The following is a 16,943-nucleotide window of genomic DNA, read 5'->3' on the forward strand; positions in this document are numbered from 1 at the left end:
GTTTACATCAAAGAAAATTAGACTGTCAAAAAAGTGGGTTTAGCGTAATGTAACCGTCCCCAATGCTCTGGGCAGGCATAATAACTGGATAGCACTAATTCCCGTAAGCCAAGATAGGCAGTTTGCAGCATTTGCAGAAAATGATGGCGCCACTCTTCTAGCATCAACACTAACTCATCAGCAGAGCGAAGCATCAATGGCGTCAGGCTACTCGTTAGCAGCAATAAACCCATCCGGCTCTCAAGTAGATTTAATAGCTGATTAATCTCGCTTTTTTGATCATCAGGCAGCACACTGATGGTTTGATTAATCGCGACTATGGTACGATTAATAAAGGCTTCGCGATAATTAGCAACTTCTGGCAAAGTGCCATCCATAAAAATAGGGATTAGCACATTAAAAAGTAAACGATGATTTTCATCAGGATGATCGGTAATGTCTGGGGTGTATAAACTCACACCCAAGGCCAGCGCAGCGGTACCGGTAAAGGCGCCAGCCAAAAAGGTTCTTCGTTTCATAGTTATCCCTTGCTGCAAACATCTGTGATAAAGTGGTCGCTAACAACATTTAAACATACGTTTGAACATTCACAAACTATTGCACTATACATACCCTTATGAAAAAGATTTTCACTCCACCATGGTGGGCAGTAAGTCCTCATATTCAAACGATTTTACCTGTTTTATTTAAGGTGGCCAAACCAGACACCCACAGACAGCGCCAAGAGCTGACTGACGGTGATTTTATTGATTTGGATTGGTTAGGCAAGCCGCAAAATGGCCAGCCAATTTTAGTGATCCTCCATGGACTTGAAGGCAGTAGTGAATCACACTACGTCAGGCGTATGCTACAAACCGCCCAAAACCATGGCTTATGCGCTGTTGTCCATCATCACCGTAGTTGCTCAGGCGAGCCAAATCGGTTAGCCAGAAGTTACCATAGTGGCGACACCGAAGATATTCACTTTACCCTAACTCAGTTACATCAGCAGTACCCAGAATCACCACTGTATGCCGTCGGCTACAGCCTAGGCGGCAATGTACTGGCAAAATATCAAGGTGAACAAGGCGAGCAAAGCTTGCTAGAAAAAACCATAATTGTTTCAGCGCCTTTGTGGCTCGCAGCCTGTGCTAAAAAATTAGAAAAGGGCTTTTCAAAAGTTTATCAGCAGCATTTAATAAAGCAACTGCAAGCCAAAATGCACAGCAAAGTACTGCAAAGCAATTTGGTTGAGAAAATGCCCGTCACTGAAGCGCAAATTCAGCAATTAAGCACCTTTTATTTATTCGATGATAAAGTGACGGCTCCTTTACACGGTTTTGCTGACGTTAATGATTACTACCAAAGAGCCAGTGGTAAGCCTTTTTTAAAAAATGTCAGCAAGTCGACCTTAGTTATCCATGCTCAAGACGATCCTTTCATGACCGATGATGTCATTCCTGCGGCAGTAGAATTATCAGAACATGTGGAATACGAGTTACACCCTAAGGGCGGCCATGTTGGCTTTATCAGCGGCGGCGTTCCTTGGAAGCCACGTTTTTACCTTGAATCAAGAATTATCCATTTTTTAAAGAGCTAATTATGCTTATTCCTTATGATGCCTTGCTACAACTGCCACCAGCAACATTAGACAATTTAATTAAAGAGTACTTGTTTACCCAAATTGAAGATGGCTCTTTTGGCCAAACCGATGACGCTCAGTTACAAAATGCCATAAATCAATGTAAACAAGCTTTAAAACAAGGCGAACTCATCGTTGAATTTAGCGAAGAAGATGAATCCATTGCCATTAGACAAAAACAGCAGATCATTCATCCAAACAGTGATGACAAAGAGCCATTCTTTTAATGCAAGATTGACCTAACCCGTTTCAAGCCGTATAAATAGAGTCTGTTTTTCTTCAGGTTGAAACATGTGAATGTGAATGACTAACGGATTATAAAATACTGAATTGTCATCATAATTAACTTCTTCACGTTTGATCTAGGTAGGATAAATGTCTATTAAACACCCCATTATTGCTGTTACTGGCTCATCTGGCGCAGGCACAACAACAACGACCACAGCATTTACTCATATCTTCCGCCAGCTGGGCATTAATGCAGCGTTTATTGAAGGGGATAGTTTCCATAACTTCACCCGTGCAGAGATGGAAGTATTAATTCGAAAATCACAGGCTGAAAATAACAACCTCAGTTACTTTGGCCCTGAAGCCAATAATTTCGTCAAACTTGAAGAGTGCTTTAAAAGCTATGCCGAAACAGGCCAAGGCCAAACCCGTAGCTACTTACATACTTTTGATGAAGCGGTGCCATTTAACCAAATGCCCGGCACATTTACCCAGTGGCACCCATTACCTGAAAAAACCGATATGCTGTATTACGAGGGTTTGCATGGCGGCGTCGTCACTGAAGATGCTAATGTTGCCAAGCACGTAGATTTATTGATTGGTATGGTGCCCATTGTCAATTTAGAGTGGATTCAAAAAATTATTCGCGATACCTCAGACAGAGGCCATAGCCGTGAAAAAGTCATGGGCTCGATTGTGCGCAGTATGGATGATTATATTAAGCATATGACGCCACAATTTTCTCGCACCCATATCAACTTTCAACGAGTTCCTACAGTTGATACCTCCAATCCATTTAGCGCTAAAGACATCCCCAGCTTAGACGAAAGTTTTGTGGTGATCCGCTTTAGAGATATTGACAATGTTGATTTTCCTTATTACTTAAGAATGATTGACGGCTCGTTTATGTCACGCATCAATACTTTAGTCGTGCCTGGTGGCAAGATGTCATTAGCAATGGAGTTAATATTAACCCCACTGATTAAAGATATTATGCAGAAAAAAGCAGCTGCCGATGAAGTACAACAGCTCGATGATGCTAGCTCAGCAGAATAAGCAACGACTAATACAAGTAATACAAGTAATACAAGTAAACTTGGCAGGTTAAGCTTAATTTAAGCCTAAACCATTATCATTCTCGCTGTCGGGACTTCAGGCGAAAGAACGATAGTTGATGTGCTCTTGGGTGTTAATTCCCCCTTATTTATCTGTTAGCGCACTTGGGCATATCAGCAAACCTGCTTCTATTATTCGCTGTTCCTGTCACTTGCTCTTTGAAGCGCCCTTATAAGCCGCGTTCAATTAAGACTAAAACCATTTCAACTCGCCCTGTTAAACCGTTAATTTAACGAGACCAGTAAGCGTTTTATCTCAGCCCGAACCAAATCAATTTTAGCGGTAATCTCCATACTTGCAGCTTCGCTCTCTAGCATCTGTTGCCATTGTTCTGACCAAACTAAGGTTAAATTTTGTGCTTTAAGCCTGACTTGATCATTGGTTAATGAACTTAAATCTTCAATTAAGCCCACTTTGACCCATCCCACCCTAGGGTTACCTAATTCAGTATCATTATCGTAATGCGCCGCATAGACCAATTGCTCTAATTGCGCTAGCTCTAGCAGCATTTCAAAACTTGCTGTTCTAACATTGCTATTATGCTCTGTTATCTCCATACGCCAGACGTTATATGAGAATCCCATTAGCGAAAACAGTAAGCTAAATATCACCGTAAGCTGATAGAGCTTTAATTTATTATCTACAATTCCATTCATTGTGATCGCCTAGTCGTGATGAATAAACTGACTCTAATCATCAGCTAATAATAGCTATGATTTGTCCACGCGCACTAAAATTTAGCCACAAAAAAACGGCCTTGTTGGCCGTTTCAATTCAAACAAAACATTGCTTAATTCATTAATGGAATGATTTCACGATAAGCCCTGCCTTGCTGATACTGTTCAAGTCGCATGATAAATTCATCGCTCTGGGCAACTTCTGGGTTTTGCTTTAATGCTTCAATGGCTTTTTGTTGGGTATCAACAGCCAGTTCAAACTCACCCATTTCGGCATAAGCAGCAGCAAGGTTATCTAAGTTGGTCGGATCGTTAGCGTTACTTTCAAGCAATTGCAGTGCAAGCTGCACCGCTTTTGACCCATTACGATACTCTTCTTCAGGGCAGGTCGCTAAAATCCACGCCACATTCCCCAGCGCAATTTCGTCACCTGCTTGGGTGAATTGCTCTAAAGCTTTGCCGCAACTGCGGGTTACACCATCGCCACCAGCAGAGTAAATAAAGCCTAATCGAAAGTGAGCTCGTGGATCGCCATGCTTAGCTAAAGACTGGTACCATTTTTCTGCTACCGCTAAATCCCGCGGTAATAACTTTCCTTCAAAGGTTAAATCTGCCAAAGTTTGCTGCGCTTTAATATGATCTTGTAGCGCCGCTTGCTCGACCCAATAAATGCCTTGATCAATATCTTGGTCGACAAATCGCCCCGCTAAACTCATTAGCCCTAATAAAAATTGTGCGTCGGCATTGCCTTCCGCCGCCCGCAATTGGATATGAACTAATTTACTAGCCGCTTGAGATGCTTTCGATTGAGGAATTGAAAAGGCACTGACTGGCGCACTGACACTCGTCAATAAACCTAATGAGCAGGCTAAGCCAACACTTAATAATTTCTGCGAATATTTCAAACTAACCTCGTACTGCAGCGATTCAACTTTGATAATCAAATTAACAATAACCACCAATGGGGATTTTTACAATAAACCAATCCCTATTAATCATAATAAATCGTTCATCTTCAATCTAAAGCTTGATAAAAATCTGATAAAACAATGCTTTTAAAGAAACATCAACTTGCCATTTAAAACAGACAAGGCTAAATTAGATAATAATGTGGCGTGCAGCTGCAAAAATAAATTTCTAATTTAATAACTTAATACCGTACTTGACTGTTTTTTCATAATGTTAAACTCGATCTTCATCAAAGTTTTACACGATTAACTCAAGTACAATTACTTTATTAGATAGTCCTTACTTTCATTTTATCAATCGAGGAAATACACATGGCTCTGATTGGCAAGCCTAAACCTGATCCAACTTTGGAATGGTTTCTTTCACACTGTCACATCCATAAATACCCAGCGAAAAGCACCTTGATACACGCAGGTGAAGAGTCTGATACCTTGTATTACATCGTTAAAGGTTCAGTCGCTGTATTGATTAAAGATGAAGAAGGGAAAGAAATGATCCTTTCATACCTTAATCAAGGTGACTTTATTGGTGAACTTGGTTTATTCGAAGAACAAGCTGAACGTACAGCTTGGGTTCGTGCCAAACAACCTTGTGAAATCGCAGAAATTTCTTACAAGAAATTCAAGCAACTGATTCAGGTTAATCCTGAAATTCTAATGAAGTTAACTGCGCAAATGGCTTACCGTTTGCACAGCACTAGCCAAAAAGTCGGCGATTTAGCTTTCTTAGACGTTGCTGGACGCATCGCACAAACATTATTACACCTTGCTAAGCAACCAGATGCAATGACTCACCCTGATGGCATGCAAATTAAGATCACTCGTCAAGAGATTGGTCAAATTGTAGGTTGTTCACGTGAGACTGTTGGCCGTATATTAAAAATGCTTGAAGAACAAAATCTTATTCAAGCTCACGGTAAAACTATTGTGGTATATGGCACTCGTTAAGTTAAGCTTCAGCTTGATTTAAGGGTGATTAATTAAAGTGATAATTAGCAATTCTAATTATCACTTTTTTTATGGGAGTCTGTCTGATGAGGCTGCTGACTGCATTACTACTCAGTCTACTTATATCGACTCTAACACCAGCATCACAAGCAATGACTGCAGAGCTACCACATGATGAAGTTCAACGCTTAGTTACATCCGGTAGCATTCGTTCGCTTGATTATTCCCTCACTTTACTTGCACAATACTGTCAGGGTGAATTAATTGATGCCAGCCTCTATCAAGAGGATGACAAATGGCGTTATGATTTACAGTTAAAGATAAAAAAAGGGCATATCATCCATTTATTTCTCGATGCTACAAATGGGATGCCAGAGTCAATTGACCAACTACCAAGTGAATGCCAAATAAATGAAACTGCTACTCGTTGAAGATAACACCCTCTTAGTTGCTGAGCTTGAAAAACAACTAAAACAAGCCGGCTACGTTACTGATGTAACCGATAAAGCTGTTGAAGCAGATTACCTCATCAAAGAAACTCAATACGATTGTGTGATTTTGGATATTGGCTTGCCTGACGGTAATGGCTTAACACTCGTCGAGTCTTGGCGTGAAAAAGGCATTGATACGCCGGTGATTATGCTCACTGCGCGCAGTCAGTGGCACGAGAAGGTCGAAGGCTTTAATGCGGGGGCTGATGACTACCTTGGTAAGCCTTTTCATGCTCAAGAGCTGTTAGCGCGAGTTCAGGCACTTATTCATCGTGCCCATGGCCGTCTTAATACCTCATCAAAGCAGTTGAGTTATGGTGGCATTACCCTTGATGAGTCAGAGCAACGAGTGCATATCGGTGACAAGCATTACGAATTAACCGCCATGGAATTTAGACTATTAAAAATATTTTTAATGTCGCCAAAGAAATTACTCTCAAAAGCACAACTTACCGATAAGCTTTATCAATTTGACGATGAAAAAGAATCAAATGTGGTTGAAGTATACGTTACCCATTTACGTAAAAAACTTGGTAAAACCGCCATTGAAACCCGCCGTGGCCAAGGGTATATTTTTCACGGCATTGTTGAATGATATCAATCCGCAGTAAGCTAAGTTTATGGCTTAGCGGTTTAATCATTATTGCCACCGTCATCGGACTCATATTATTTGAGTCCATGTTAAGACAAGCGTTTCATGACTCTATCATCAATCGTCTCGAAGAAGATTTAGAACACATCATTATCGCCAGCCATATCAATGCTGGTGAAATTATCATCGACCAAAACCAACTCTCCAGCTTTTACAAACCAGCCTATTCAGGTCGATACTTTCAATTTAACTCCGATGATCAAGTGATCCGCTCCCGTTCTCTATGGGATGTGCAATTAGATATCGAATTATTGCAGCATGATCAAACCCGGGTATGGCAAGCCAAAGGGCCAAAAAATAATGACATGCAGTTATTATCGATTGGTATAGGCTCAATCAATGGCGATAAAGTTGCCACCCTTACGGTTGCTCAAGACTTAAGTATTGGCCGGCGGGTCTTTAGTGAAGTGTTTGGCACTAAGTTGGCGATTAATATCGCCATGCTACTGGCAATGATTGGCGGTATTTTTATCATTCTACGCCAATCATTTAAGCCAGTTAAACACATTCAAGATTCACTGGCCAAATTACGCCAAGGTGAAATCGATGCCCTAGAAGTCACCAAGATTCCAGTTGAAATAAAACCTTTAGCTGAAACCTATAACGAATTATTAGATTACACCGCTAATCAAATTGAGCGCAGTAGAAATAATTTAGGTAATTTAAGCCACGGCCTAAAAACCCCATTAGCCGTGATGCAGCAACAAGTTGAAGTATTGGGTTTATCAAACCCGCAAGCGGCTGAAGCCATGCAGCAGCAATTAGACCTGATCCGCAACATGATCGAACGTAAGCTCACTGCAGCTAGAATTACTGGTGATATGCTGCCAGCAGCGCAAATGGTGGTGCCACGTGATTTTGAGGCGCTCATTAGCACTCTAGATAAAGTACATCACCATAAAAACATTCATTGCAGCATTGATGTCAGCGATGACATAAGTCGCCTGCCGATACACCGTGAAGATGGTATGGAGCTGTTTGGTAATTTATTAGATAACGCTTACAAGTGGGCAAATTCAGCGGTCAATTTGACGGTATCTCAGCAGCAACAAACATTAACCCTGTGTATCGAAGATGATGGCCCCGGCGTCAATGACGATCAAATCAGCCAACTGACCAATCGCGGTAAACGTTTAGATGAAGCCGTGTTAGGCCATGGGCTGGGGTTATCCATTGTAAAAGAAATTGTTGAGCAATATGGTTATCAACTCAAGTTCGAGCGTGGTGATGTGTTAAAAGGCTTACATGTTTGCATTATATTTGCCAATACCACCCCAGATGGTAGCGCCGTAACATAATCCCTTAATGGCGTACTAAAACCTTGCAACTTAACAATGAAAAATGCCAGATAAACTGACTTACTTGGCATTTTCATTAGCGGTAAAATTAACGCAATTCTACCGACTTAGCTAGCAGCATTATTTGACAGCATTAGTACTTTCAAAGATTTTGTCAGCAGACGCGGCGACAAAACCAGTATACAGGTCACCGTCAGCCATCGGATAACGACGGGCAAACTCATAGAAACAAGTTGGAATTTCAAGTTCGCCATCTGCAAAGCTGACCACCATGCGATCTGCCATCGTTGATGACTGCTCTAATAGCACTTCAGCTGAACCTTTAATCTCACCACCAGCGGTGTTTAAGGTAAAGCCAGCAGCTTTTAGGGTTTCATTGACTGATTCAATGGTTTCAAAATCAGGCAGCTCATTAATGGAAACCGTAAAATGGTTAGCGCGATAACCAATGGCCGCAACCCAAGCTGCGTACTCGCTTTCTGCCAATAAGGTTTTGTAAGTGGCGATATCGACACGCCAATGACAGCCTGAATATAAAAAACTATCCGCAGTTGTCGCCGCAGCATCCACTTGATCAACTAAACCATGGATAATGCTTTGCACTTCAGGGCTAAATTCTTCCACTAACAGCTCAGAGATAAACACCTTAGGCTGATGCGGATCGGGATGCTCGAAATGCTTGGCAACCAACTTTTTCTGCTCAAAGTGATAATCACCACTGGCAACATAACCAAGCGACTCAAAATGAGCCGCCAATACAGCAAGGTTAACTTTTTCAATATTAAAGGTACGCAGGGCAATATGATCGTTAATGATCGGTTTTCCCTGCCCTAACAGTTGCTGAATGTTTGCCGCCGAGGGCGTCATATTGATGTAGTCTTGCCATAAAGCGGCGAATAAAGTGTTAACGTCGGTATGCATAATAAAATCCTTCTTTAAAAAAAGGCAATGACCCAAAAGTCATTGCCTTCATTGCAATCTAGATCACTAGATAGATAAACCAGGGCTTAATGTCGCAGGCAAGCTAACACTATCCGCTTCCACAGAAGCCACAGGGTAAGCACAGTAATCTGCAGCATAAAATGCACTTGCACGATGATTACCTGATGCACCAACACCACCAAATGGTGCTGCGCCAGATGCACCAGTGATTTGCTTATTCCAGTTAACGATACCTGCACGAATACGGGCTAAGAAGTAATCGTAATCTTCGCGGCTATCCGCCAACAAACCAGCAGAAAGTCCATAACGCGTGTTGTTTGCCATCTCAATGGCATCATCAAAGGCTTGGTATCTAACTAATTGCAGCAATGGACCAAAGTATTCTTCATCAGGCAGCTCTGCAATTGCTGTCACATCAATTAACCCAGGAGACACTAGACCAGTCCCCGCTTCAACGTGAGTAAGCTCAATAAGCGATGTCGCACCTAATGCCAACAAGTTAGCCTGCGCGGCAACCATGCCTTTAGCTGCGGTTGCAGAAATCATCGAACCCATAAATGGCTGCGGCTGTGCATTCCAGCTAGCCACTTTGATTTGCTTAATCGCGGTAATAAGCTCAGCAATTAACGCATCACCTGCAGCGCCTTGCTGGATGTACAAACGACGTGCACAAGTACAACGTTGACCAGATGAGATATAAGCTGATTGAATAATATCGTGAACGGCCGCTTTAGTGTCTGTGACGTCTTTGATAATTAATGGATTATTACCCCCCATTTCAAGGGCTAAAATTTTGCCAGGATGCCCTGCATATTGCTGATGCAACAAGTGACCAGTACGAGAACTACCGGTAAAGAATAGTCCATCAATTTGCGGGTGCGAGGCCAATGCTTTACCGGTTTCAAGCTCGCCTTGAACCAAGTTAATCACACCTTGTGGCAAACCTGCTTTGTCCCAAAGTTTTAGCATTTCTTCAGCGACTTTCGGAGTTAGCTCTGATGGCTTAAACACCACGGTGTTACCCGCAAGTAAGGCTGGAACAATATGACCATTGGGTAAATGACCAGGGAAATTATAAGGGCCAAATACCGCAACAACGCCGTGCGGCTTATGACGTAAAACGGCGCGACCTGCGGGAATGTCATTAGTTTCAGTACCAGTACGCTTATCATGCGCTGCAGCTGATAAGCCAATTTTGCCTATCATAGCGCCCACTTCTGTGGCGGTTTCCCACTGAGGTTTACCGGTTTCTTGGGCTATCACTTCTGCAAGCTCAGCTTTGTGCGCTTCAAGTTCGCTGCGGTACGCTTCAACAATGGCTAAACGCGCCTCATAGCCAAGCATAAACCAGTCAAACTGTGCGCTTCTTGCGGCATCAATGGCGCTATTAACTTGGGCTTCTGTCGCCGTTTTACCGCTCCAGATCACCTCACCATTTGCTGGGTTGAGTGATGTAATTTCATGACCTTCGCCATTAGACCATTGGCCTTTGATAAATTGTGTCATTTGCTGTTTCCTACAGTTCTAATACGCGAATTTGCTGGCCTTGCTCAACCATTAGCGCTTCAGCTAATTGTGGGCTTAAGGTGACGTTATCATGCTCTTGTGAAACTAAAATTCTTGCCGCTGTTGCGCGGTAATCCGCTAACAAGGTATTGGCGACAAGATATTGATGATCGGCATGAGGCATCTTTCCAATAGTGACCGTAAGTAGACGGCTTTGACTCACGGCGCGGATGTCGCTTAGCGCACACTCCACTGTTGGACCACCATCGAAAATATCGACGTAATTTCTAAATTTAAAGCCTTCAGCCTGCAATAACTTCAGCGCAGGTTTAGTATTTCTATGCACCTCGCCAATCACTTTTTGTGCTTTTTTTGGCAATAGGCATACATGTATCGGGCTTCTTGGCATCATTTCAGCCATAAAGGCCTTTTTACCTAACCCCGATAAATAATCGGCTTCGACAAAATCAATGCCTAAGAAATGATCTTGTAACCACTCATAAAAAGGTGAATCACCCTTTTCATCGCTTACGCCGCGCATTTCAGCAATTACAGTGCTGCCAAAACGTTGCTCATGTTGAGCGAGGAATAAAAAACGCGAGCGAGAAAGCATGCGGCCGTTATAGCCTCTGCGATATTCTTTATTTAAAAACAGCGTACATAACTCTGCAGCGCCAGTGTAGTCATGGCAAAGCGTCAGTGTTTCCACTTCGTTACGAACTGAGATTTGTTTAGAATGATAGACTTCAGTGCCTAAACGGTAATGATAAAAGGCATCTTCCATCCCGACAGCGGCTTCAATACCGCAGGTACCGACAACTTGATTGGTTTTTAAATCTTCAAGCACCATCAAATAACCTTCATCGAAAGGTTTCTCAACTTGCTTGGAAAAAGAAGCTTCAGCTCTAGCGATTTTAGAGCGTAATAGCTCTTCGTTGACTGGCAGGGAAGTGAACCCATGACCCGATTCAACGGCGACCTTGTAAAGTGCTTCGTAATCACTGCCACGAATCGGTCGTATGATTAGCATCTGACTCTCCTTGATAATCCAGTAATAAAAAGTCACCAACAAACAGACTTTCATTACCGATAACCCAATAAAAAAGCGCAAGGTTTTACCCTTACGCTTTACTTATCTATTAACCTGCAACCACTTTAGCTACAGCACGTTCGAAACGTGCTAAACCTTCAGCGATATCAGCTTCTGGGATAACAAGAGATGGAGCAAAACGCACGACGTTAGCGCCAGCAATCAAGCTCATTAAGCCTTCTGCAACCGATGCAACTAAGAAGTCACGGCTACGGCCTGCATATTGCTCGTTAAGTACTGCGCCTAATAACATGCCTTTACCACGCACTTCTGAGAACACATTATATTTGGCATTGATTGCCGCTAAACCATCACGGAATAACTGTTCGCGATGCTTAACACCATTCAGTACTTCAGGCGTATTCACCACATCCATAACAGCATTACCAATAGCGCACGCTAATGGGTTGCCGCCATAAGTCGAACCATGAGTACCAATTTTAAGATGTGCGGCAATTTTAGCAGTGGTTAGCATTGCAGCAATTGGGAAACCGCCGCCTAGGGCTTTGGCGCTGGTTAAAATATCAGGCACAATATCGGTGCCCATGTAGGCAAATAACTCACCGGTACGGCCAACACCTGTTTGCACTTCATCAAAAATAACTAATGCGTCATGCTTATCAGCAAGTGCGCGCACAGCTTTTAAGAATTCTGGGTCACCATTGATAATACCGCCTTCACCTTGAAGTGGTTCAAGCATGATGGCACAAGTGTTATCAGAAATTACCGCTTCTAGAGCGGCAATATCATTAAATGGTACATGAGTAACGCTTTGTGGTTTAGGCCCGAAACCATCAGAGTAAGCCGCTTGACCACCCACAGTAACAGTAAAGAAGGTACGACCATGGAATGCTTTATCAAAGGCGATGATTTGATCTTTTTGTGGGCCGTGATTATCTAATGCGTAACGACGGGCAAGTTTTAGTGCAGCTTCATTGGCTTCAGCACCTGAGTTAGCAAAGTAAACACGCTCAGCAAACGTGGCGTTAACCAGTTTCGTCGCCAGCTCTAATGCTGGCTCATTGGTCATTACGTTTGATAAATGCCACAGTTTTTCACCTTGTTCTTTTAGGGCGCCAACAAGTGCTGGGTGACAATGACCTAAACAATTCACTGCAATACCACCAGCAAAGTCAATAAACTCATTACCTTGTTGATCCCAAACTCGACTGCCTTCTCCGCGAACTGGGATTACGGCTGCTGGCGCATAGTTAGGCACCATGACTTCATCAAATTGGGCACGTGTTAAGTTCATTTCAACGCTCATTGCTTTTCGTTCCTTAAAGTTATTAGCGACACTTAAGTCACTCTATTCCGCTTGCTGTATTGGTTTTGGTTTAGGATCGCTGCGGATGTTTGTATAGCTTGAAGGTCATTATTAGCTAAAACGTGATCAAAATACCAGTTTTTAGCGGTTAACTATTCATAACTTAAATGAATAATGCATAAAGAGTTAACAAAATTCACATACAAAGTGCTAATACAGCTTATTTTTAGCATAAATAGTCATAAAAAAAGTTATTTGGCCTCAAATAAGCTAGCTATTCATCATAAATGCATAACTAAACAAGATTTAGTCATACTTAAGGGGGATAAGGCCTGACTTTAAACTAAATTAAGCTTGCGGTAATTTTGCGCTTTTAAACGGATCAGCTCTTGCTCGGTAAATTCATAATAATCAAATAACACTCGCTTCTCTTGCGGCTCAATTAAACGCGATTGCTCTAATATTAATACCTTGGCATAACAACTGGCTTTGGCAACGATAGCGCTTTCTGTGGAAAACTCGCTAAAGTGATAATTTAAATCGAGCTCTTTTAGCACTTGGGTTAGCTGGCTCTGGTTAAAATCCATTAAGTCCAATAATTGCCAATTAAGCTGCTCACCATAGGACATCACTTGCTCAAACACTTCCTCAGCTGGAAATGCTGAGGCCATTACCGCATCGTATAAGGTTTTATCCCCTTTGGCGCTGGTCTCACGTAGCCAGGTTCCCCATGTGTTTTCAAATTGTCTGGCGCTGGCATTTAATATAGTCGCTGCGCCTAATTGCTTCATCAAAGCTGCGCTATAAACCAATGCCACATCCTTTTGATGCAGCGCTGCCAATGCTTTGGCCGCTATGGCGGTGATCATGCTGTAACGCCATAACTTACGACTAGCCCAAATCAGGTTAGTATTGCCCGATGGCAGCCAATGCCGTAAACAAAAGTAAGGGATCACAGCTTGCAAATTTTCAATGCCAATATAATTAAGCACTAACTTAATGTCGGTTACTTTGACTTCTGATCGCTGCGGTCTGCGGTGACTCGAGGCTGAGCTATTGATTAAATTGATAAGATCGGTCGATAGCCAGCTGATATTTTCAACAAGCGATCGCACTCGGCGCAGATCAGGTTCTTTGTTAAGCAGTAAATCCAATAATAAAATATGGGACTCTTTTAAACCCGATTGCGCTAACATCTGCTGAGGTGAATTGAGCTGATGCTCAAGGGAGCTTATGACAGTGTTAGTCAATTGCTCTGATATGCGCTGTAACACCAACTGAGCCCGCGCTTGCTCTTCTAAACGTGCTTTAATGGCTAAACGTTCAACTTCAAGTTTATTGGCGTCATCTTCTAACTGCTTATCTAAGTCATCAAGCTGCGAGGGTAACTTTTCCTTACCCATAATCAGTTGCTTATACAGCCTGCGCTCAACTTCAATGACTTTTCCTGGCCTTACGCCACCTGCTACCGACACTGCCACAAATAAACTGCCTTTAATTCTGTGTTAGTTATATGAAAATTATATTTCAACTGCTGCTTATCGTTACAAATAAGGCCTCCAAATGGAAGCCTTATGGTTTAAATCAGCTTAAGTAAAACGCATCATTACTTTAGCTCTTGCTCAAACAATTTGTAGATACGACGATATTCATCTAACCAGCTTGATGCCTGTCTAAAGCCATGTGGCTCAACAGGGTAAATCGCGGTTTCAAACATCGGCTTTTCTAACTCAATCAAGCGTTGTACTAAGCGCACACTATCTTGGAAGAACACATTGTCATCGAGCACACCGCTCATGATCAGCAATGGTTTTTGTAAACCCTGTGCGTGTTCAATTGGTGAACTCTTTTCATAGGCAATGGGGTCAACATCTGGGGTATTTAAGATGTTAGAGGTATATGGCGCATTATAATGCGCCCAATCGGTGACCGGACGAAGTGCTGCGCCCGCTTGGAATAACTCAGGCTCATTAAATAACGCCATGAACGTTAAGAAGCCGCCATAAGAGCCGCCATAGGTACCTACTTTAGCGCCGTCAACATGACTGTTAGCCGCCATCCAGCTAACGCCGTCTTTTAAATCTTCAACTTCAGGATGACCCATATTGCGATACACAGCGGTGCGCCAATCGCGGCCATAACCTTTAGAACCACGGTAATCCATATCCATGACGACATAACCCTGTTGTGTTAATAAGTTATGGAACATGAACTCTCTGAAATAGCCAGAAAAACCATTATGGGCATTTTGCAGGTAACCCGCACCATGGTTAAAAATTACTGCAGGATATTTTTCAGCATTATTAGCATCATAGCCCTGAGGTAAATAGACTCTAGCGTAAATGTCTTTCGCACCATGAGTTGATGGTACTTTTACTACTTGAGGGGCTTGCCATGCATAATCTGCAAACGCTTTACTGGTGTAATGAGTTAACTGCTTAAGCTCGCCGCCAATTGGCTGCACATACAGCTCATTAGGTTGGGTGGCTGTTGATGCCGTTAATAGCAACGATTGACCATTAGGGCTTAACTCATAATCAAGGGTACCTGTCCACTGGGTCAGCTGCTCAGTTTTACCGCTAGCAATCTCAACCCGATAAACATTATAAGTTCCAGGGTGGTCTTTGTTAGCACGATAATAAAGATGCGTCGCATCGGGTGATAAGGTCACTTGATCAACCACATATTCGCCATTGGTAAGTGCGCTGGTCTTGCCATTTTCACCTTTAACATAAAGCTGTGAATAACCAGACTCTTCAGATAAGTAATAGAATGACTCAGATGTTCCCACCCAACCAAATTGATTAAAGGTGTAGTTAACCCAAGCATCATCATGTAAACGGTGCTCTGTTTTTAGCTTGCCGGTTTCAAGGTTGACACTGGCGATCCAGCGATCTTTATTATCAACCGCTTCAATCATAACCAGCAATTTATTTTCAGATTCATGCCACTGCATCGGACTTTGACTCCAAGTCCAATCTTGCATCAGTTGCAATACCCGTGGCGATTTTTCGCTGTTATAACGCTCGCCTTTGGCTTTGGCATTTTCAGCTTTTACACTGGCTAACACGTCGGCATCGTAACCATCAAGACCTTCAATAGTGATATCTTTCTTAACGTGATCGACCAAGTCTAGGACCACCAATCGTTCACCTGGGTAACTGTCTTCAGCCACACGCGCCCTTGCAGGTACTGCATCAACATAGCCATCTTTACCTAGATAATTTGGCATGATGTCGTGCTCGCTGCGCCAGCTATAGTCTTTATCAACTAAGTTAACCACTAAGTAACGGCCATCAGCGGAAAGACTCATATCAGAGACTTTTTCATCATCGCCTAAATACCAAGTTTTAGCCGCAAAAGTCGGGTCTTGCGCCGCTAACTCCTCGGCATATTCAGCGCGGGTTTTACTCTTGTTATGCTGCAAAGCAACATAGGCAATCAAACGATGCTGTTGTTTGGCAATGTAAGATTCTGGATCGCTAACCCCTTTAGGGGCATTGGCCATTTGCACATCTGCTAGCTGCTCAGTTAACCCAGTCTGCAGATGTATCTTGAAGACACTATTACCTTGAAAATAAGCCAAATCGCCGCTACTAAGGAACTTAACCTCATCAATGGCAGTATTCACGCGGGTAAGCTGTTTTACGTCCCCTGACGCTAATTGCTTAACGAATATATTACCCTGATAGATATAGGCTTTTTGCGATTTATCTGCACTCAACACACCGTGCTTTTGATCAGTTAAATGCAACTGATTCAAGCTAATAAGACTTGCCTGAGTTTGACTCACGCCTTGCTGATAAACCTCAGCAATTGGCGCCTGATGTGCTTGTCGATTAAAATAAATTGACTGACTATCATCGCCCCAATAAGCATTTTTAGCTAACACACCCATCCAATCAGGGTTGGCCATGATCTGATTTAAGGTTAAAGGCTGTTCAACTTGAGGAGGTGTCGCAAGCGGCACTGTGTAACTTGAAGCTGCGTTAGAAATGCTTGGGGTGTTATTGCTAGTTGCGGTCGCGCTGCAACCAGAAATGATCGCTAAAGAAAGCGCACTAAGCGCAGTATTGCGCAGTAGCCTTGTCATATTGAATCCTTTGTCATCAAAGATGTTTGGTATATTCTCGCCTAAA

The 16,943-nt window shown here is 42.6% G+C and carries 16 protein-coding genes; 7 read left to right on the plus strand and 9 right to left on the minus strand.

Features of this window, described 5'->3' with window-relative positions:
• Positions 1–17: 17 nt before the first annotated feature.
• Entirely contained in the window at positions 18–518 is a 501-nt protein-coding gene (locus Q4591_RS14160; protein ID WP_102520645.1) for a TAT leader-containing periplasmic protein, read from the minus strand.
• Positions 519–616: 98 nt separating this feature from the next.
• On the opposite strand from Q4591_RS14160, the gene Q4591_RS14165 reads away from it, so the two are divergent.
• From Q4591_RS14165 to Q4591_RS14175, 3 genes are all read left to right on the plus strand, one after another.
• Positions 617–1,579: a hydrolase gene (locus Q4591_RS14165; RefSeq protein ID WP_102439913.1), complete on the plus strand. Its 963-nt coding sequence runs from the start codon at positions 617–619 to the stop codon at positions 1,577–1,579.
• Positions 1,580–1,581: 2 nt separating this feature from the next.
• The gene (locus Q4591_RS14170) at positions 1,582–1,848 is read left to right on the plus strand and encodes a YheU family protein (RefSeq protein ID WP_102439914.1); all 267 of its coding nucleotides are present in this window, start codon (positions 1,582–1,584) and stop codon (positions 1,846–1,848) included.
• A gap of 148 nt (positions 1,849–1,996) precedes the next feature.
• The gene (locus tag Q4591_RS14175; RefSeq protein WP_303461568.1) at positions 1,997–2,905 is read left to right on the plus strand and encodes a phosphoribulokinase; all 909 of its coding nucleotides are present in this window, start codon (positions 1,997–1,999) and stop codon (positions 2,903–2,905) included.
• A gap of 284 nt (positions 2,906–3,189) precedes the next feature.
• Here the strand turns inward: Q4591_RS14175 and Q4591_RS14180 are convergent, their stop codons facing one another.
• The gene (locus Q4591_RS14180; RefSeq protein WP_102475916.1) at positions 3,190–3,621 is read right to left on the minus strand and encodes a hypothetical protein; all 432 of its coding nucleotides are present in this window, start codon (positions 3,619–3,621) and stop codon (positions 3,190–3,192) included.
• Positions 3,622–3,755: 134 nt separating this feature from the next.
• The gene (locus tag Q4591_RS14185) at positions 3,756–4,547 is read right to left on the minus strand and encodes a tetratricopeptide repeat protein (protein WP_102439961.1); all 792 of its coding nucleotides are present in this window, start codon (positions 4,545–4,547) and stop codon (positions 3,756–3,758) included.
• A 375-nt stretch (positions 4,548–4,922) separates the two neighbouring features.
• Here Q4591_RS14185 and crp point away from each other — a divergent pair, with 375 nt between their 5' ends.
• The 4 genes from crp (at position 4,923) to Q4591_RS14205 (ending at position 7,999) form a co-directional block, all read left to right on the plus strand.
• Positions 4,923–5,558, plus strand: a complete 636-nt coding sequence (gene crp, locus Q4591_RS14190) for a cAMP-activated global transcriptional regulator CRP (RefSeq protein WP_076538973.1) — start codon at positions 4,923–4,925, stop codon at positions 5,556–5,558.
• Between the two features lie 86 nt (positions 5,559–5,644).
• Entirely contained in the window at positions 5,645–5,989 is a 345-nt protein-coding gene (locus Q4591_RS14195; protein ID WP_076538976.1) for a PepSY domain-containing protein, read from the plus strand.
• Entirely contained in the window at positions 5,970–6,644 is a 675-nt protein-coding gene (locus tag Q4591_RS14200; protein ID WP_102439917.1) for a response regulator transcription factor, read from the plus strand. Before Q4591_RS14195 ends, Q4591_RS14200 begins: the two co-directional genes overlap by 20 nt.
• Positions 6,641–7,999, plus strand: a complete 1,359-nt coding sequence (locus tag Q4591_RS14205) for an ATP-binding protein (RefSeq protein ID WP_102475915.1) — start codon at positions 6,641–6,643, stop codon at positions 7,997–7,999. Before Q4591_RS14200 ends, Q4591_RS14205 begins: the two co-directional genes overlap by 4 nt.
• Before the next feature lie 120 nt (positions 8,000–8,119).
• Here Q4591_RS14205 and Q4591_RS14210 read toward each other — a convergent pair whose 3' ends face one another.
• From Q4591_RS14210 to Q4591_RS14235, 6 genes are all read right to left on the minus strand, one after another.
• Positions 8,120–8,920 (minus strand): DUF1338 domain-containing protein, encoded by an 801-nt coding sequence (locus Q4591_RS14210; protein WP_303461571.1) that lies wholly within the window; start codon positions 8,918–8,920, stop codon positions 8,120–8,122.
• A gap of 66 nt (positions 8,921–8,986) precedes the next feature.
• Complete coding sequence (gene astD / locus Q4591_RS14215; protein ID WP_303461573.1) at positions 8,987–10,447, minus strand: succinylglutamate-semialdehyde dehydrogenase; 1,461 nt, start codon at positions 10,445–10,447, stop codon at positions 8,987–8,989.
• Positions 10,448–10,457: 10 nt separating this feature from the next.
• Positions 10,458–11,477 (minus strand): arginine N-succinyltransferase, encoded by a 1,020-nt coding sequence (gene astA / locus Q4591_RS14220; RefSeq protein WP_102439921.1) that lies wholly within the window; start codon positions 11,475–11,477, stop codon positions 10,458–10,460.
• A 109-nt stretch (positions 11,478–11,586) separates the two neighbouring features.
• A complete protein-coding gene (locus Q4591_RS14225) occupies positions 11,587–12,804 on the minus strand; it encodes an aspartate aminotransferase family protein (RefSeq protein WP_102439922.1) in 1,218 nt (405 codons plus the stop codon).
• Positions 12,805–13,142: 338 nt separating this feature from the next.
• On the minus strand, positions 13,143–14,285 hold the full coding sequence (locus Q4591_RS14230) for an HDOD domain-containing protein (protein ID WP_303461575.1): 1,143 nt from the start codon (positions 14,283–14,285) through the stop codon (positions 13,143–13,145).
• Between the two features lie 125 nt (positions 14,286–14,410).
• Entirely contained in the window at positions 14,411–16,897 is a 2,487-nt protein-coding gene (locus Q4591_RS14235; RefSeq protein ID WP_102439924.1) for a S9 family peptidase, read from the minus strand.
• Between the last annotated feature and the right edge of the window lie 46 nt (positions 16,898–16,943).

The organism is Shewanella sp. 3_MG-2023 (assembly GCF_030548765.1).
Taxonomy (GTDB): domain Bacteria; phylum Pseudomonadota; class Gammaproteobacteria; order Enterobacterales; family Shewanellaceae; genus Shewanella.